This is a genomic window from Holtiella tumoricola (assembly GCF_027857615.1).
In the GTDB taxonomy this organism is placed as follows: Bacteria; Bacillota; Clostridia; order Lachnospirales; family Cellulosilyticaceae; genus Holtiella; species Holtiella tumoricola.
In genome coordinates, this window is sequence record NZ_JAQIFT010000016.1 from 335717 (window position 1) to 353527 (window position 17811).

The following is a 17811-nucleotide window of genomic DNA, read 5'->3' on the forward strand; positions in this document are numbered from 1 at the left end:
CTCTACTAATTATCCCCTACTGCAAAAGCATTTTGAATAAGTTGGTCAATATCCCCTACTACTTCTTCCTGTTTAGTATTTGCTATATTTTCAATTTCTTGTTTGGCTATTTCTTCTTTGCTTGCAATATGTTCCTTAACGTCTGTTACTGCCTTTTCAAATTCATCTACTAAATATTGATTAATGGCTGTCTGTGCCGTTTCTTGTTCCTCATTCATACTTATTAAAAGATTTGATTTAGAAGTATCAATTGTACCTTGTAACTCTTGTGATACTACGTCTTTATGTTGATCAATTGTACTTTCAACTTCACCCATAAGTTCACCTTGTTTACTATCTAATTGTTGATCTGCTAAAGCTTTATTTCCTTCACCTAAGATTTTTACAACTTCATCAATACTAAGTTGATTGTCATCAATAATCTTATTAAAAGTTGCATTCATATTCGCTAGCTCTTCACTTGTTGCTGTAGTCAACTGTGATTTATAGCGTTCCACTAAATCAGATAGTGTACGAATAACTTCTTGCTTCTTTTCTGTCGCTTTAGTATCTATCTTACCAGCTACTTCTTGCTTTGATTTTTCAGCCTCTCCTGTTAATTTAGCTGTTTCAATAACTGCATCATCTTTGTATCCCTCTTTAATTACTTGTTCTCGTGCAGTAATTCCAGATGCTACCCAATCTTTTAGTTGTTGTCCCATATCCGTATCTGCCAAAACCATTCCTGAAGTAAATAATACTCCTGCTGTTAAAACAATAGCTGTTGCTTTTTTCTTAGCATTCCTCATAACAATACCCTCCCAAAAAATGTATTTATTAAGATGTTTCTCACTATTCTATTATCCATTTTTTTCCATTTTATTTCTATTTATAATCTTGTCCTTTTTTTATATTATGTTTACTAATTTTTATATTATTTCACACTTACACTTTTAAGAGTTCTCCCTTTAGTAGTTTACTTAGAACAATAGATTTGTTTTAAAATTTCTATTGTATTTTTTCAAAATAAAAAGAGTGCTTTTCAGCACTCTTTTCCTTAGCTTCTATTCTTATAATTTATAACCATGACCTTCTCTTGGTTAATATCCAATTCCCCATTAAAATAAAATCCAAGTTTTTGATATAAAGCAATGGCACCTTTATTGGTATCGTAAACACTTAAATAAATTACATCATATTCATACTTTTTATAGAGATGATGTAATAATAATTTTATACTTGCTTCCCCATATCCTCTTCTTTGGTAATCGCCTGAGATTAAAAATCTATCTAGCCATACTCTGCCCCGTTTGCCTTCTTGCAAAAATAATCCATACATTGCAAACCCAATAGGCACATCTCCATCATATATCCCAACTGGTTCCCATCTAGAATCTTCACTTGCTTCTTTAAGACATTCCTTGGTTGTTTCAATAAAACTTTCTTGTCCTTTTGCTACTCTTAACTCTAAAATTTCTTTGTAGTTACTACTGTCAACTTTTCTAATTGCTAGACTCATAGTTCTCACTCCTTATCACAAGGATAAACCCTTGAGTCACTCCAACGTCAAGTTATTTTGCAAAAGATTCAAAGATAATCTCATCTGGCTTAATCGCACAAGATGCATTTTGTTTCCAGTGCATCTGAGCTTTTACCTTAATCATACCTGGGGTTGTAGTTGAACGTACAAATACCCCAGCAATTCCCCCTTCTGGGCGAATAGGATTTGCACCAATTGTTTCATCTCCTACAATTTCACCTTCTCCTTCTACAGTGAAACGGATAGGATACTGGTCCGCTGTCATTGGCACTACATTGCCTGAATCATCTACTACTTTACAATATACCATAACAAGGTCAGAACCATCTGCAAGAAGTGGAATATCCATAAAATCCGCTTCTAATTGCAATTTTCTTTGAACCCCTGGAGATTTTCTTGTGGCAGTTGCTACAACTTCTTCACCAACTAATGCTTCAACACGGATTGTAGAACGTCCACGTTGTTTATAGCGATTTCTCACATTTTTAAAAGTAAATGGTGGATGTTTTACTGCTACTTCATCTGGACCAATTTCTTCTACTAATTCATCATTATGGTATAAGCGTACACGTTCAGCATTAGAGTATACTGTTACATCGTTAGAGCTAATCTCTGACCAATAATTTGCAATAAAGAGTACTACACCAACTTCTTCAATATCTTGTTGACTTTGGTAGAAGTAATAGGTGAATTTTGGTACACGATATAAATCAAGTGTTCCACCCCAGCAAGGTGTAACTTGGTAGCCACGATTATGCTCTATACCTGGCCACACACCATATCCACAAATTTTATCATCATTGACCATATTCACGTAGTTTTGTCTACGACATTGAGGATCTAGCCCTATAGAACGATCAACCGCTCTTAGCATGCCTTCTTCTCCCCATCCTCTTGGTGTACGCCATGCACAACTTTGATTATCCCAATCATCTGGTCTATCATTATACTCTCTTACCCATACTGGTACATGTTCCTTATTGCTTAACTCATATTCATCCCCTTCAGGATCTAACATATTTTCATCAAACTCTTTGTATTGAATATCTGTTGGACCATTATCAGATGCTGTATAACAATCCTCATATGGATATTCTTCATGCACAATATGTTGAAGTGCCTGCTTAAAGTCTTCTGACATAAAACTTTCATTCAACATTGGCTCCCAAATAATAATACATGGATTATTACGTTGCCATCTAATCATATCCCGCACATTGGCTTGTGCACGTTGTGCAAAGATTCCTTCTTTGAACCATTGCCACCCTGGTGCACTTACAATAAGTGTGAGACCATATTCATTACATGCATCAACAAATGCTGGTGTCAAAGGATAATGTGAACGAATATTTTTAAATCCAGCTTGACGTAACTTTAAAGCATCACGTCGAAGTACACTCTCTGGCAGTGCATTTCCAATATAAACATGTGTATGATGATAGTTAGCTCCTGAGATTCTCCTTGAAACTCCATTAAAAATAATACCTTGATCATATGTAAATTTAAATGTTCTAATCCCAATCTTAGTAGTTATTTCATCATATACTACACCCTCACAACGTACTGTAGTTACAAGCTCATATAAATAGGGTGTCTCTGGGCTCCAAAGCTCGGGATGTTCTACTTTTAATTCTTGTTCAAAGTGCTGTGCTTTATCATTTTTTAAAGTCACACAAGATTTAGTACTAGAAATGCATGTACCTCTTATATCAATAATCTGTTGCTCTATTTCAAAGTTTTTTTCTTCTTGTGTTTCATTCTGTACATGTGTTTTTACATTTACAAGAGCACTTTCATGTGTTACATCTTTGTAAGATACAAAGATTCCACCCCCTGCCACTTCATTTGCAAGTAATGCATGAGTAATGTGTAATGGCTCTACAAAGTAAAGTCTTGCTTCTCTATATAATCCACCATCATAAGTAAAATCTAATGTACCTTGTGGTCTACCTGGTGGTACATCTTCGTTATCTGAATTATCCAGTTCAACTTTGATTTCGTTGATTTCTCCCCACTTAATATATGCTGTAATATTTTGAACAAGTGGTGTATAACCACAGTAATGTGTTTTAACAAGTTCTCCATTAATATAGAGTTTACTTACACCCATTGCCCCATCAAATTCAATAATCACTTTTTTATACTGAAGCTCAAGTGGCATCATCATTTCTTTATAGTAAGTACATAAACCTTGATAATTAATACAACCGCTTGAAATAGCAGGTGTAAGTTCTACTGTATGAGGTAAATGCACTTTTTTTGTTTGTCTCTCTTCACTCCCAAGTTGGAATGACCAATCATTATTTAAGTTTTGAATTATTCTTGTCATGTTTTTATACTCCTATTTTTTTACTTCTCTCTCCCTTATCTTAATCTATCTCTTACTAGGAGCACATTTCTTTTTGTAGCCTTCCTATATACATTTGTATTATTTTGTAGAATCCTTTATCATACTATTAATAGATTGATTAAGGACGGACATAAAATGAGTACCAATAAAATAGACTTTTTAAATAAAAAACGTTATAACATTGATTTAAATCTTTATACCTGTGGCCATGAAAAATGTCCACCTTCTATGCGCATTGGTCCTATACCACGCTATCACTATATTATCCACTATGTCGTTAGTGGAAAAGGCACTTTTGAGATTAACAATCAAATCTATTGTGTAGGCCCTGGTCAAGGTTTTCTCATAGAACCTGATATTCTTACTACTTATGAATCAGATTCCGAAGAACCTTGGGAATATATGTGGATTGGTTTTGTAGGGAGTAAGGCTAAGGAATATCTAGACCGTGCAAATCTTTCTTCTCATTCACCTATTTTTACTTATCATAAAGGAGATGCGCTAGAACGTTGTCTTAGTCAAACAGTCAAAAATCTAACTCTTGGACGTAATAATGACATCCTTCTTAACTCTAACCTTTATGAATTTATGTACTTATTAGTTGATAATAATGACACTACACCGCCTATACCTACCCTAGGCAAGGCCCAACAAGCATATATCGAACAAGCTATGCTCTTTTGTGAGAATAACTTCCATACTGCTATAACTGTTCAGGATGTCGCAGATCATATTAAAATCAATCGTACTTACCTTAATAAACTTTTTCACGAATATATCGGGAAATCCCCGAAGCAATTTCTTATGGAATTACGTATGAATAAAGCCTGTAAGCTGTTACTTGAAACAGGGCTAGATGTCTATACTATTGCCACTGAAGTAGGCTATCACAACCAATTTCAATTCTCTAAAATCTTTAAAAAATATAAAAGCGTCTCTCCTTCTGAGTATAGACGCCAAGTACCTACGGAATGGTTTTTGATTGATCCTTCTGAACGTTAGTAAGGGCAGTTAGTGCTACAAATAAATATTTGTTTAAGTGAGGGGGTGCTTATATTTAGTCTACTTACGTGAGTTGGCTAGGTGGATTCTCCTCCACCTGCTACACTCCGCTTTCAGAGAAATGTAATTCATTCAAAAATAATAACGGTGTGGACTCGCTACGCTCAAACAGCACACCTAAAATCATTATTTTTTTATTTCGAATATTTCTTATCTGAAAGCTACGTAGGCAGGTTCCGAAGAACGCACCTATCCAGCTCACTGAATCAAGTTTACGAATATGCCTCCCTCACTTTGTGGACTGCGCCGACGGAGAGATTACTAAACTGCATGTAGCTTATATTCTAAGTCCATCCTCGAAAAAAACTCCATGGAGGTCACCCACGCATCACCGCCCTCTTCTACTCAGTTAGGTAAGTTTTCACTTCTAGTGACATGCCCTGGAGAGGAAAGAAGAGAAAATATCTCTTCTTTGGAAAGAAAACTTCCAAGTATTTGATAAGGTTTCTTTCTAGTTTGTTTCTGAGCTCAACCTATCCTAAAAGGTGAGCGTTAGCAAAGCTACTGTGAAGCCTTGCATGTCTCAATGTCTTTTGTTACTGAGTTAAGTAAGATACACTTTGTAGAATTAATAGTACTTTTGATCTAAACTCGGAAATGATTAGGCACTTTCACATGAAGGATGTTTAGAAAATGGATCATGTAGTTTAGCTGTCTCTCTACCGGAAGGTTCTATAATGTGATGGGCTGTAAGGTCAGTTATTGTATGGAAACTTTCTCCGCAGACTTTTTAGAGAGGCTTAGTGAGTAGAATCAAACTGGTTTTAGGGAAATGTTTGAAGAAAAGTGCACTTCTTTTCTGAGTTTTGACCGTTAGTTTGATGAAATGAACTTAGCCTCTCTTAAAAGGCGAGGACTAGAAGTTGGAATACAATAAGCTTGCCTACATGCCCTCACACCTAACCAAATATTTATTTCGCTAATACGACTTGTGCAATATTAATAGCATGGTCTGAAATACGTTCCATATTGCTAATGGTATCTATAAATACAATACCTGCTGTAGGATCACATGTATTCTGAACTAAGCGTTTGATATGGGTAGAACGCATAGTTTTTTCCATATCATCTACTTGATCTTCTAATCCTAATGCTTTTTCAGCTAAACCAGAATCTCCTGATGCATATGCTTTGATAGCAGATTCTAAACACTTCAATCCTGTCTGGGTAATCATGATAAGTTCTTTTTTTGCATCTTCTGTAAACGTAGAATCACTATCTATTAAATCTTGAGCAAGCTCTGCAATATTATCTGCATGATCTCCCACTCTTTCAATATCGCTTATAATATGAAAAAGATTTGTAACACTTAAAGATTCCTCTTCTGAAAGAGAAACGTTACTTAGTTTAACTAAGTATTGATTAATTCCTTTTTGTAATTCATTAATTTCTCTTTCTTTAGCAAAAACTTGTTCCATCTTATCAGCATTTTTTTCAAATAAGGCTTGAATAGCTATTTTCACATTGTGTTGTGCAAGTTCACCCATATGCACAACTTCCTTAATGGCATTTTCTAAGGCAAATGTAGGAGTTTCAAACATACGTTCATCTAAATGTTGTAATTCTCCTGGCTTAGCTTCTCCTTTTCCTTTAACAAGATGTTCTGCAAGATATACAAGTGTACCTGCAAATGGGAAAAGTACAATAGTATTTACTACGTTAAAGATAGTATGAACAACACTGATTTCTGTTACCGTAATAATACGGTTCCCAAGACCTGGAACAACAAATTTAAATAGTACAACAGCAATAATACCAAAGATAACAGAGCCTAAAAAATTGAAAATAAAATGGATAGCTGCTGCTCTTTTTGCATTTAAGGTTGCACCTATACTAGATAAAATAGCTGTAATACATGTTCCTATATTTTGACCAAGTATAATATAAATAGCTGAACTCCAAGGTACAAGACCTGCTAAAGCCAAAGCCTGTAAAATACCTACTGAAGCTGATGAACTTTGAATAATTGCTGTAACACCAGCACCTACTAAAATACCTAAAATAGGGTTATGTCCAATGACAACAAACATATTCTTGACTTCTTCTAGCTCACGAAGTGGTTTAGCCGCAGCACTCATAGAATCTAAACCTAAAAACAGTGCCCCAAAACCAAATAGTATTTCTCCTATATGTTTAATTTTATCTTCTCTTGCAAACATCAGAAGCCCTACACCTATAGCAATGCATAGTGGTGCAATTACCGATGGTTTTAAGAACTTTGTCCATTCTCCTAATGAAACGATCCATGCTGTAATTGTTGTTCCTATATTCGCTCCCATAATAACGCCTACAGCTTGTTTTAGAGACATAAGACCTGCATTAACAAATCCAACAACCATAACTGTTGTAGCTGATGAACTTTGAATTAGTGCTGTTACTCCAGCGCCTACTAATACGCCTAAGAAGCGGTTACTTGTTAAAATACTTAATAACTTTTTCATTTTAGGCCCAGCAGCTTTTTGTAACCCCTCTCCCATATACTCCATACCAAAGAGAAATAGGCCCAAACCGCCTATAAAGGTCAATCCCACATCTAGCCAATCAACTTGATTCATACATTTTACTCCTTACCTTTATCATATGTTACAATCAATTTCTACTTAATATGTCCACATTCAAGGTAAAATATCTCATTTTTTCTCTAAAACAAAAAAATCGTAGTTATCTCTCTGATAACCACGATTTTTCTCCATCTATGCTATTTGTGAAACTACTACTTAGCTCATAACAGTTAGGATATATCCAGCTAATACAAGTACACCATTCCATAAAATAATACCTAATGTTGAATAGCATACAAACGCTGCAAAGTTAACTCTAAATGTACCCGCCATTAATGAAATAACAGTTCTTGCACCTGGAATAACCCTCCCTATGCAGCATGCTCTATTTCCATATTGAGAGACTAATACATTGGCTTTATCCAATGACTTCCTAAGTCCCTTAAATTTTTTATAAAGTACATCATATATCTTAGGCCCAATCATAATTACCACTAAATAATATGTAATGTTTCCTAGAATACTTCCTAGAATAGTAATGAACAATATACTTATAAGCTTTATATTTCCTTCTGCTGCCATAATTCCTACCGTAGGGAGTATAACTATTGCCGGAATCCCTGTTAAATTTAATCCTTCTAAAATCATAATAAAGAAAATTATCATCTGAATAGTCATCTTACGAACCTCTTCTACCATTCTTTATGAATTTAGCATACCATTGCCCACGTAATATTTCCAACATTTTTTCACATCCTCACTTTAATCTACATGACTAAACAAATAAATCTCGGTTGATAAACTGCTCAACCAAGATTTATTTAAAAGGGATATGAATGCTTATACCTATATAATTTTTCTTACATCTTCAAGCTTACATGGCTTAATATAACGATCTTTGCTACTTGTAATCACTAATTCTAAAACATCATTTTTAATCCTATACACTTTACCTTTTAATTTTGTACCTATCACATTTACAGGTGTCCCCAGTTTCACTTGTTTAATGTCATTGGCTTCACATGTGCAAGCATTTTCTTCATGAAAAACTTTTCTACATACGTTACAAAAATACACTTTCCTCATTTTCTTTTCCCCCTAGAATGTTTTTTTAAGGCTTGTATAAAAAATCTAGTTATTCTATTTATAATAAGGAAATTGAAAATGTATGCCTATTTTTTTATTCCCATAAATGTGATGGAATAAAACCAAATAATACTGGAGCAGCAGACCCATTGGGAAGCATATAAGTCCATTCAACAGATTTATTAGCTTTAGCCTTGCCAATTAATGCTGCTACTTTTTTACTATTTAATACCTCTTCATTGGGTACATCAAAAATAGTCTCTGTATTCCACTTAATACTTCCTAAATACCCCCCACCTCTTGCATTTAGGATAATCCCCATATCCTCTGACGAGGTTAACTGAATTTTAATTGGTAAGCCATAATTTCCACGATTAAGGGTCGTTTCTCCTGTTAAGGCATCGTATCCTGCTAGCCACTCATCAGCTTGTCCTCCTAGAACAATTTTTCCATAGGTATCTAGGTCTTTTATATTTACAGTATAATTTCTCTCAATTACATCAAAAGTACCTCTAATATGGCCATCTCGTTCTAATGGTTTTAGCATAGAAACATATTCTATAGGTGTTGCTACATCTACAGTATATACTGTCCAGACCACTTCCTCATCACTCTCAAAGTCAAAGGTTCCGGATATAACCTCATCCTTTTCCCAACCTTTAATGGTGGAGCTATTATAAATACAAGTTAGTTCTCCTGGCTTAACTGTATAAACTTCTTCTTTGTTCCCTACAAAGAATTGTTTCACTGCTTCTTGTCCCATCTTCAATATATTTTTATGAGGTTGTTGAATAGCGTAGTCTTTCACTTTTACTTCAACAGGTTGATCCCCATTTGTTGTTGCAACTACGATTAACTTTTTAGTTACAGATGTATTATTTAAGTGGTGAACCACTAAACGTCCTATTCCTTTACTTACATCTTGATAAAGGATACCACTACTAGATATAACTTCAGGAGAATTGCTTACAATTAAAGTGCCTGGCACATCTTGAATTTCTATATTTTCTAATGGATCAAAGGTACTATAGTCTTTATCTATATAATCTTCGATTAAATCTCCTGGCTTTCCTCTATTAAAGAGGTAACTTCCATTTCTCTTAATCATTTCATTACTTACTTCTACTGTACAAGTGGCCTTATTTGACCAATTGCCCCATTCATCTTGTATTTCTAAACTTACCTCATAAGTTCCTGCCTTATTAAAATATCTAGGCTTACTCATTACAAGGCTTCCACCTGTTGTTAAGTTTTTATAGCGCCATCTTTGGCTTTTAATGGTTAAGTCATTAGGATTACTTAGATCAAATACAAAGTTTAACTTTTCTCCAATATCGTAAAGGGTTTGTTCCAGTTTAAAATCCGTTATTTCTAATACTTGTGTTTTTTTAACTTCAATTTTTCGACTTATCCATTCACTCCAAGTTCCTTCAGCATCCTTTACTCTAAGAAAGACTTCTATGGTTCCTGGTTGAACATTCTTTAATAATGTTGAAATATTACTTGCTTTTTTATATTCTCCATCTACAATCCGTTTCCACTCTTTTTGTGTAATCTTCAGCCCTTTTGGACTATAGCTCCCTTCTTTTACTTTAATCGGTTCATCAACTTGATATGATTCTTTTTCAAAGCTAAATAATGCCACTGGTTTCTCTTCATTTGCATATAAAGCTATCGGTAGCATCAAGCATACAAGTACTACCACAATCATTGTCTTTAGTTTATTCATTAAGACCCCCTACTCTCTTATTTCTTTTATTATATCCAACTCTTACCATAAAATAAATAACCTAATCTCTTTATCCAACATAAGTTGACATTTTAAGAGATTAGGTTAATCTTATAACAACCAAATTATTAAGCTATAATATTATATTGACCCTTTTTAATGCTTTTTATTTGTATATTATAGCAATTTTAAAAGAAAAATAATTTTAGTAATCCTAAAATTACAGATACTGTAACAAGATATTTAGCTATTTTAGCTTTTTGTGGGTTTTTTACTTTTACAATAATCCCAGCAACTGCTAAAATTCCAAAGCCCCAACTAACAATAATCTCTCCAATATAATTACTTGGTAGGCTAGTTGCACTTAGAAAAGCAATAAACATGCCTAATACTGCTGCAATGTAGAAAAAGATATTTTGTACTTGTGGCTTTTTAGAAAGAAATAAAAAAGTAATAGATAGCCCTGACATAACAGCCAGTACTGTAAACATAATAAGTAATAATTCCATGATAATCGCTCCTAATCTTTATTAATGATAGATTCATTATAGGAAAAACTTCTGTATTTTTCCCCTATCTAATTCTGAAGAATTCTGAAGATTACAGGTGTAATGCTATGGTTATTTCATAAATACCCTCTTCTTCTAGAATATTGACTGTTCCCTCATATTTCTTAGCCAATTGCTCTATACTTTTAATTCCTATTCCATGACTTTCTACAGTGCTATTCGCTTCCATACGCATGGTATTTCTCTCTACAAGTTCCAAAACATCATTGTTTCTTGTCACGACTAATACTACTGGCTGTATTGGCTCAGCGTATTTTATAATATTAGAACTTAAATTATCAAATATCCGCACCATATCTTGTGGATGAAGCCTAGTCTTAAACTCACCTAATAGATTAAGTGAAACTTCTACTTTGAATCCCTCATCTTCTAAAATATCTTCATATTCTTGTAGAAGTTGTTCTACTAATAGATAACCATCAAAAACTTCTTCTGTAGTTAATACACTTGTAGACTTATCCGTATCAAATAGCAACTCTGTCAATTCCTTTATTTGAAACGCCTTACTTTGAATAATCCCTATATAATCTTCTAGTTTTTCTATGCTATCGTACCTTTTATTTTGAATAAAATCCGAATATGAAATAATTGCAGTAAGTGGCGTTCTTATATCATGAGATAGTGACTGTATCAACTCTATCCTTTCCTTTTTAAGTTCTTCCTCCTTTTTCATATAGACTTCTAATGTATATGCTAAATGATTAAGACTATCAGCAAGATCTGATATCTCATCCTCTCCAGTTACATCTATTCTATATGATAAATCTCCACCTTCTAATTTCTGTATAGCTGTATTAATTTCTAAAATATACGCAAATCTTTGTCCTATTAAAAAAAGGAAAATACCAAGAAATACTATAATTGCGCCTATCAAGCTTACACCATCTATGACGCTCAAAATATTATCATTAATCCCAATATGCTCCCCATAGAATCCATACATCTCTATCTTTATAACAAGTGAATAGGACATAGTGTGTAAAAATCCAAAAGAGAAAAAAGCAATGATTAAAGATAAAATCAAATGGCCTATAAACATTAACGAAAGCTTTGGTATTCTATAATTCTTAATCAATATAATACCCCTTTCCCCATGCTGTTTTAATATATCTTGGATTTCTATTATCCTTTTCTATCTTCTTTCTTAAGTTTTTAATATGAACCATCACAGCATTATCTCCTACTGCATCTTCCCCCCATACACTTGCAAAAATATTATCTATCGAGAAGATTTTTTTACGATGGGTAATAAGTAGTTCTAGAATTTTATATTCTGTATGGGTCAGTATAACAGGTTGTCCACTTATTAAAATAGATTCTGTATCCAGATTAACTTCTAACTCCTCTATTTGAATATGAGAATGATTCCTTTCAACTTGTGGTTGGTAAACATTATAGCGTCTAAGTAATGCCTTTACTCTTAAGAGTAGCTCTGAATTAGAAAATGGCTTTGTAATATAATCATCACCGCCTGCTGAAAACCCCATTGTTTTATCTGATTCTTGGGAGTGGGCTGTTAAGAATAAGATAGGTGCAAACGTCTTTTTACGTATTTCTGAAGCCGCAATAAATCCTGATTTACGTGGCATACTTACATCTAAAATAATGAGATTAATATTTTCATCTGCCTTTTCCACTACCTCTATGCCATCACATGCTACGATGACATCGAATCCCTCACCCGTTAATAGTATATTAAGAATTTCTCTAATTTCCTGATCATCATCTGCTACTAGTATAGTATTATTCTTGTTCATATATTTTCCTTTCTACACAAGAGTTCTACTTCTTCTCTTAATCTGAGTATACACATCCTTTGTTTTCTTAGCAACATTCACCAGCCTACTCATACTTAGATATTATAGCAGCATCAACCTTCTATAATATAAGGAAGTCATATGAGCAAATATACCAGCAAAGTATTTACTCATATGACTTTCTTACTTTTCTTTACTTAAATATACTTAGAAGCTTAATTTTTAGCTTCTTCCACACTTCTAGATTTATTTTCCTTTATTGCCTAGTACTTGTATTTTTAACTTATTTCCTACTACTTCTTCAACTATCTTATATATAATTTTCTCTTTAGTATCTCGACTTTGTATGTAAATACTCCATGCACTTCCTAAATCTTTGAGTTGCTGTTTATTAAACTTTAAACTTTGCAAGTACTCAATTGCTTCTTCATAAGAATCCATTATCTTTAGTTTTTGCTCGTAAGATTTATACATTTCTTGCCAAATAATTTCTTTTTTATTTTCTTTTTTTACCTTTTTAGCTGATAAGCTCGGTTGTAATGTAAGTATATACTCTCCTGCTAACCACCTTTTGAACGTAGTCTCATCTAAGCCCTCTATAAATTCAAGTGTCATTCGACACCCTTGTAGTGTCTCTTGATGACTTATTGACATGATAGATCCCCCATACGTTCAATTACTTCGTTAACTAAATCCTTAAACTCATCAGCAAGTTTCTTCTCTACAGGCATTGTTTTTTCTCTTACAATAACAGGAATTTTACTTTCTTGCCCCATAACCGTTTGGTTAAAACGTATACGTGTCTTAAAATACTTTAATCCTTGTTCCTTAATACTTTTTTCATACTGTCTATTCACAGTAATTAACTCATCCCCATTACTTTGTACCATTGTTGCTACCGTCCCCATCAACAGGGTCTTAACTGGATGATATGGTAAATTAAAGTAAGCAATATTCTCATTGGACTCTTTCATTAATTCTTCTATATGCCCTTTTAATGTAAGTCCTCCCAAACTAGACAAATGATCTAGCCTAGTTGGTACTAAATAATAATCACTTGCCACAATAGCACTTTGAGTAATAATTCCAAAACTAGGCTGACAGTCAATAAGAATAATATCAAATTCTTTCTTCAGTGATTCCAACCCATCATCTAGCAAATATAATGTTGCAAGCTTATTACCAGCTTCTTTCCTTCTATTTCTACCTAACAGCCCTTGTGCTAGTTCAATTTCTACCTTAAATAAATCTGTATGTGAAGAAACTATCGTTACCGGTACTTTTAAGTACTTATTTACTTCCAAATCTCTTATAAAAAGATTTTTAAAAGACATATATTTGCTATTCAAATAATTATCATACCAATTCTTAATTGTACGCTGTTCCTTATACTTATTAGCCCATTCTGATACAGAAACAAAGGAAAATGTAAGGCTAGCTTGTGGATCCAAATCTATTACTAACACCCTATAGCCTTTCATAGCTAATCCTACAGTAAGATTAGCTACAACACTTGTTTTTCCCACACCACCTTTATAATTAACAACTGAAATAACTTCCAATAACATTCCCCCTTTAATTTGCCTCTCTTCTTCTATATATATGGCTACATAAAAGGGAAATATGTGTAATCTTTAAGTTCTATAAAATTGTTGGTGATTATAGTCTTTCATAAGTTCTGTGTATTCGCCTAATATCTTTTGATATTTCATATAATCTTTTTCTTTTAGATTACCTTTTTTATAATGTTCTTCTATCAGGCTAATTGCCTCTTTTCTTGCTTCAATGGCTAAATCTTTATAATTATTTTCTAAGTAAAGCTTTAAATCTCTTATTTGTGTTTCTATCTGAATTTTAATTTGTCTTTTTATTTTATTTCCAAACATATTCTTCCTCCTCTTTTTATTACATTCACCTATAGTATAAATAAAATAACTTCTCTCTTATATCCAAGTACCTTCTCAAAATATTTTACTATAATTTTAGTGTATTTTTAATGAATTTATCAATGTTTTCTTATATACTAAATAAGTACTTACTTTATTACATAATTCAAGGAGATTTTTATGAACTATAATATTATTCCTGAACTCAAAAAAGTATCACTTACTAATCAGTCTATAACTTTAAACGACTACATACTTACAGACGAACTTAAAACCTTTATTCCTGTCTGTGAAGAAGTGCTTCAAGCAGGTTCTTATACCGGTACAGGTACTAAACCTATTGTCTACAAAATAGTAACTTACGCTCATGAAGAAGGTTATATTTTAACACTTACTGAAGAAAGCATTACAATTGAAGCCTCTTCTTTGGGCGGTGTATTTTATGGTCTAATGACATTATCTGAACTAGATCGTCTAAATCATGGCACACTTACATCCGGAGTGATCGAAGATTATCCAGATATGGATTATCGCTCTCTCTCTGATGATATTTCTCGTGGTCAAGTTTCTACTTTTGAACATTTCAAAACCATTATCAGACGCTTAGCACGTTACAAATATAATGTGTATATGCCATATATTGAAGATGTTTTCAAGCTTAAATGCTGCCCTGACTGGGGTAAATACTCCGACGGCTTAACAGGTGATGAATGGTATGCAATCTCTCAATATGCTAAAAAGTATAATATCAGTGTACGCCCAATTATTAATTTACTTGGTCACTTTGATAAAAATGCTGCCATTGCGTCACTTCAACCGATTACTATTCACAACGAAAAAGGTATGCCAACCAGCGTTATTGATCCATTAAATCCAGATGTTAAACCACTTATTCAAAATATTTTAGACGAAGTCATTGAAGCTTTTGGTCCTGGTGTAATCCACGTAGGTGGTGATGAGCCATGTGCTATTACTGAAGTTTATGGCAAAGAAAGAGGTGGACAACTTTTCATTGACCACTTTACATGGATTCATGATGAGCTTAAAAAGCGTGGCTGCTCTATGATGATGTATGCTGACTTCTTTGCGCCACCATGGGGTGACTATGCAGTAGGGCTTGATCGTGCTCTTGAACTTCCAAAAGGGATTAACTTTGTATTCTGGGATTATGCACCACGTACAAGCTACCCTTATGTAGAAAAATTACATGAAATTGGTCTTACAGTAAGTGTGTCTCCTGGTACTTGGTCATGGAATCGCTTTGCTTGTGATATGAAAGTATGTTGGGACAATACTGCGGGACTTCTTCGTGCCGCTAACGGTAACTCTACACATATGATTATGTCTTGTTGGGGAGATGGTGGAGACTGTTCTCGCGAACTGAACTGGCCAGGATTACTTATTGGTGCAAACTGTTCTTGGGCTACCCAAACGAACTATACTTTTGAACAATTTTATGATATCTATCATGCTGTATTCTTAGGATTAAATCACGAAGAAGCTGCATCTTTATATTCTGTATATCACTATGATCGTGTATTAGGCTTAGAAGATGACTTTATTTTCAAAAATGAAATGTATAAATGTGCTTTACAACCAATTACTTTCCAAGCTCGTGAAAAAGCACATCTTCTTATTCCAGAAATGGAAAAAGCTTTAGCAGCTATTAAAGTTTTCAAAACAAAAGTAGAAGAAAAAACTGTAATAGATGCCTTATACTTAAGTGCAAAACGTATTCTCTTTACAGCAAAAAAAATCACTATGCTTCCTTGGCAACAACCTAAAAATCGTGAAGAAGCAAAAGCTTATATCACAGATATCTTAGAACTTGCTGCAGAACTTGAAACAGTACGTCAATATCATGAAAAAGTTTGGTTTGATACAAATCGCTTGTCTGACTGGAACTATGTAGATATGCTTTATCTTGATTTAAAAGATGAGCTTACTCGTCTTGCTAGACATATGGCAAATGATAAAGATTTTAATAAAAACTTAGCCCATCACGTTTTCCAAGGCTAAAATAAAATGTCCTCTAAGCTTTACTTAGAGGACATTTTATTATATATTGTATACTCTACTCCATTTTTATATATACTAATATGAAGTAGAAGTTTCATTTAGAAAGGACAACATGGTAATGACATTAAATTTTGATCTTTACGAAACAATGGCCTTGGTTTCTCTTATATTTTATCTCGGTAAATATCTCCGAAATAAAATTTCTATTTTAACAAAGTATTGTATTCCCCCTTCAGTTGTAGGTGGTTTTATTTTTGCCTTGTTAATTCTTTTCTTTAATCTTACAGGTATTGCTACAATTAATCTTGATACAACACTTCAAAATATTTTTATGACTGCTTTCTTTACAAGTATAGGATTCACTGCTAGCTTGAAAATACTTAAACAAGGTGGAATAAAGGTTGCAACTTTATTAATCCTTGCTACCTCTCTTGTTATTCTCCAAAATATCGTCGGGGTTACACTCGCTACCCTCTTTAGACTTACCCCTCTCCTTGGTCTTTGTACTGGCTCTATTCCAATGGTTGGTGGCCACGGTACAGCAGGCTCCTTTGGACCAATTTTAGAAGATATGGGTATTTCTGGTGCCACTACAATTTCTGTAGCTTCTGCTACTTTTGGGCTTATTATGGGCAGTATTATTGGAGGCCTTGTTGCACGTAATCTCATTTTAGGCCATAAGCTTAAGACACCCCATGATGAAAACTCTACTATCCCCCCAGAAGAAGTTGGGGATTATAATGAAGAAAACCACAATATCCTTTCCTTTAAACGCCTCATGTCAGGGGCATGCCTTTTATTTATTGCAATGGGAATTGGTTCTGTAGTTTCTAAACTTATTCAAAATCTTGGCTTAGCTTTTCCTTCTTATATAGGTGCTATGCTTGTTGCAGCTGTTATTAGAAATATTTATGATTTTACTCATAAAGAGTTAGTAGAAAAAGAGATTGAGACATTAGGTGGCTTAAGTCTATCATTTTTCTTAACAATGGCCTTAATGGGATTAAAACTTTGGGAACTTTTTGATTTGGCATTACCACTTATTATTATGCTTATTGCTCAAGTACTTCTAGTTGGACTTTTTGCTTATATAATCACCTATCGTGTAATGGGCAAAAATTATGAAGCTGCTGTATTTGCGTCTGCAATGTGTGGTTTTGGTATGGGTGCTACCCCAAATGCTATTGCCAATATGGACGAGCTCACTAATCGCTACGGTTTTGTTCCTACACCTTACTTCGTTGTTCCTATTGTAGGTTGTCTCTTTATAGATTTTGTTAACTCTGCTGTGATCACTATTTTCATTAACATCATCGCTTAATAAGTCCTTTTT

At 33.7% G+C, this 17811-nt stretch carries 16 protein-coding genes; 3 read left to right on the plus strand and 13 right to left on the minus strand.

Annotated features, from left to right (window positions below; all coding sequences use genetic code 11):
• Nucleotides 1-5: 5 nt before the first annotated feature.
• The 3 genes from PBV87_RS05060 to PBV87_RS05070 form a co-directional block, all read right to left on the minus strand.
• Entirely contained in the window at nucleotides 6-788 is a 783-nt protein-coding gene (locus tag PBV87_RS05060) for a hypothetical protein (protein WP_271011367.1), read from the minus strand.
• A gap of 248 nt (nucleotides 789-1036) precedes the next feature.
• Nucleotides 1037-1498 carry a GNAT family N-acetyltransferase gene (locus PBV87_RS05065; RefSeq protein WP_271011368.1) on the minus strand — a complete coding sequence of 154 codons (462 nt, stop codon included), beginning with the start codon at nucleotides 1496-1498 and terminating at the stop codon, nucleotides 1037-1039.
• A 52-nt stretch (nucleotides 1499-1550) separates the two neighbouring features.
• The gene (locus tag PBV87_RS05070) at nucleotides 1551-3848 is read right to left on the minus strand and encodes a glycoside hydrolase family 2 TIM barrel-domain containing protein (RefSeq protein WP_271011369.1); all 2298 of its coding nucleotides are present in this window, start codon (nucleotides 3846-3848) and stop codon (nucleotides 1551-1553) included.
• 156 nt (nucleotides 3849-4004) lie between these two features.
• Between PBV87_RS05070 and PBV87_RS05075 the strand changes: the two genes are divergently transcribed.
• Nucleotides 4005-4871, plus strand: coding sequence for an AraC family transcriptional regulator (locus tag PBV87_RS05075; RefSeq protein ID WP_053984430.1), 867 nt, complete (start codon nucleotides 4005-4007; stop codon nucleotides 4869-4871).
• A 971-nt stretch (nucleotides 4872-5842) separates the two neighbouring features.
• Here PBV87_RS05075 and PBV87_RS05080 read toward each other — a convergent pair.
• The 10 genes from PBV87_RS05080 to PBV87_RS05125 form a co-directional block, all read right to left on the minus strand.
• Complete coding sequence (locus PBV87_RS05080) at nucleotides 5843-7486, minus strand: Na/Pi cotransporter family protein (protein WP_271011370.1); 1644 nt, start codon at nucleotides 7484-7486, stop codon at nucleotides 5843-5845.
• A gap of 162 nt (nucleotides 7487-7648) precedes the next feature.
• On the minus strand, nucleotides 7649-8131 hold the full coding sequence (locus tag PBV87_RS05085; RefSeq protein WP_271011371.1) for a DedA family protein: 483 nt from the start codon (nucleotides 8129-8131) through the stop codon (nucleotides 7649-7651).
• A 147-nt stretch (nucleotides 8132-8278) separates the two neighbouring features.
• The gene (locus tag PBV87_RS05090) at nucleotides 8279-8518 is read right to left on the minus strand and encodes a hypothetical protein (RefSeq protein ID WP_271011372.1); all 240 of its coding nucleotides are present in this window, start codon (nucleotides 8516-8518) and stop codon (nucleotides 8279-8281) included.
• 94 nt (nucleotides 8519-8612) lie between these two features.
• Nucleotides 8613-10247 carry a hypothetical protein gene (locus PBV87_RS05095; RefSeq protein ID WP_271011373.1) on the minus strand — a complete coding sequence of 545 codons (1635 nt, stop codon included), beginning with the start codon at nucleotides 10245-10247 and terminating at the stop codon, nucleotides 8613-8615.
• A gap of 188 nt (nucleotides 10248-10435) precedes the next feature.
• The gene (locus PBV87_RS05100) at nucleotides 10436-10756 is read right to left on the minus strand and encodes a hypothetical protein (protein WP_271011374.1); all 321 of its coding nucleotides are present in this window, start codon (nucleotides 10754-10756) and stop codon (nucleotides 10436-10438) included.
• Between the two features lie 91 nt (nucleotides 10757-10847).
• The gene (locus PBV87_RS05105; protein ID WP_271011375.1) at nucleotides 10848-11891 is read right to left on the minus strand and encodes a HAMP domain-containing sensor histidine kinase; all 1044 of its coding nucleotides are present in this window, start codon (nucleotides 11889-11891) and stop codon (nucleotides 10848-10850) included.
• Nucleotides 11884-12573: a response regulator transcription factor gene (locus tag PBV87_RS05110; RefSeq protein ID WP_271011376.1), complete on the minus strand. Its 690-nt coding sequence runs from the start codon at nucleotides 12571-12573 to the stop codon at nucleotides 11884-11886. The genes PBV87_RS05105 and PBV87_RS05110 overlap by 8 nt, the downstream gene beginning before the upstream one ends.
• A 246-nt stretch (nucleotides 12574-12819) precedes the next feature.
• Nucleotides 12820-13227, minus strand: coding sequence for a hypothetical protein (locus tag PBV87_RS05115; RefSeq protein ID WP_271011377.1), 408 nt, complete (start codon nucleotides 13225-13227; stop codon nucleotides 12820-12822).
• Nucleotides 13218-14135 (minus strand): ParA family protein, encoded by a 918-nt coding sequence (locus tag PBV87_RS05120; RefSeq protein WP_271011378.1) that lies wholly within the window; start codon nucleotides 14133-14135, stop codon nucleotides 13218-13220. Before PBV87_RS05120 ends, PBV87_RS05115 begins: the two co-directional genes overlap by 10 nt.
• 72 nt (nucleotides 14136-14207) lie before the next feature.
• Complete coding sequence (locus tag PBV87_RS05125; RefSeq protein ID WP_271011379.1) at nucleotides 14208-14459, minus strand: hypothetical protein; 252 nt, start codon at nucleotides 14457-14459, stop codon at nucleotides 14208-14210.
• A 180-nt stretch (nucleotides 14460-14639) separates the two neighbouring features.
• Here PBV87_RS05125 and PBV87_RS05130 point away from each other — a divergent pair, with 180 nt between their 5' ends.
• Complete coding sequence (locus PBV87_RS05130; RefSeq protein WP_271011380.1) at nucleotides 14640-16478, plus strand: glycoside hydrolase family 20 zincin-like fold domain-containing protein; 1839 nt, start codon at nucleotides 14640-14642, stop codon at nucleotides 16476-16478.
• Between the two features lie 118 nt (nucleotides 16479-16596).
• On the plus strand, nucleotides 16597-17799 hold the full coding sequence (gene gltS / locus PBV87_RS05135; protein ID WP_053986311.1) for a sodium/glutamate symporter: 1203 nt from the start codon (nucleotides 16597-16599) through the stop codon (nucleotides 17797-17799).
• Nucleotides 17800-17811 lie beyond the last annotated feature (12 nt).

Excerpts from the sequence above, each read along its gene's own strand:
- PBV87_RS05060 (WP_271011367.1), bottom strand. The coding sequence starts at position 788 with ATGAGGAATGCTAAGAAAAAAGCAACAGCTATTGTTTTAACAGCAGGA.
- PBV87_RS05065 (WP_271011368.1), bottom strand. The coding sequence starts at position 1,498 with ATGAGTCTAGCAATTAGAAAAGTTGACAGTAGTAACTACAAAGAAATT.
- PBV87_RS05070 (WP_271011369.1), bottom strand. The coding sequence starts at position 3,848 with ATGACAAGAATAATTCAAAACTTAAATAATGATTGGTCATTCCAACTT.
- PBV87_RS05075 (WP_053984430.1), top strand. The coding sequence starts at position 4,005 with ATGAGTACCAATAAAATAGACTTTTTAAATAAAAAACGTTATAACATT.
- PBV87_RS05080 (WP_271011370.1), bottom strand. The coding sequence starts at position 7,486 with ATGAATCAAGTTGATTGGCTAGATGTGGGATTGACCTTTATAGGCGGT.
- PBV87_RS05085 (WP_271011371.1), bottom strand. The coding sequence starts at position 8,131 with ATGGTAGAAGAGGTTCGTAAGATGACTATTCAGATGATAATTTTCTTT.
- PBV87_RS05090 (WP_271011372.1), bottom strand. The coding sequence starts at position 8,518 with ATGAGGAAAGTGTATTTTTGTAACGTATGTAGAAAAGTTTTTCATGAA.
- PBV87_RS05095 (WP_271011373.1), bottom strand. The coding sequence starts at position 10,247 with ATGAATAAACTAAAGACAATGATTGTGGTAGTACTTGTATGCTTGATG.
- PBV87_RS05100 (WP_271011374.1), bottom strand. The coding sequence starts at position 10,756 with ATGGAATTATTACTTATTATGTTTACAGTACTGGCTGTTATGTCAGGG.
- PBV87_RS05110 (WP_271011376.1), bottom strand. The coding sequence starts at position 12,573 with ATGAACAAGAATAATACTATACTAGTAGCAGATGATGATCAGGAAATT.
- PBV87_RS05115 (WP_271011377.1), bottom strand. The coding sequence starts at position 13,227 with ATGTCAATAAGTCATCAAGAGACACTACAAGGGTGTCGAATGACACTT.
- PBV87_RS05125 (WP_271011379.1), bottom strand. The coding sequence starts at position 14,459 with ATGTTTGGAAATAAAATAAAAAGACAAATTAAAATTCAGATAGAAACA.
- PBV87_RS05130 (WP_271011380.1), top strand. The coding sequence starts at position 14,640 with ATGAACTATAATATTATTCCTGAACTCAAAAAAGTATCACTTACTAAT.
- gltS (WP_053986311.1), top strand. The coding sequence starts at position 16,597 with ATGACATTAAATTTTGATCTTTACGAAACAATGGCCTTGGTTTCTCTT.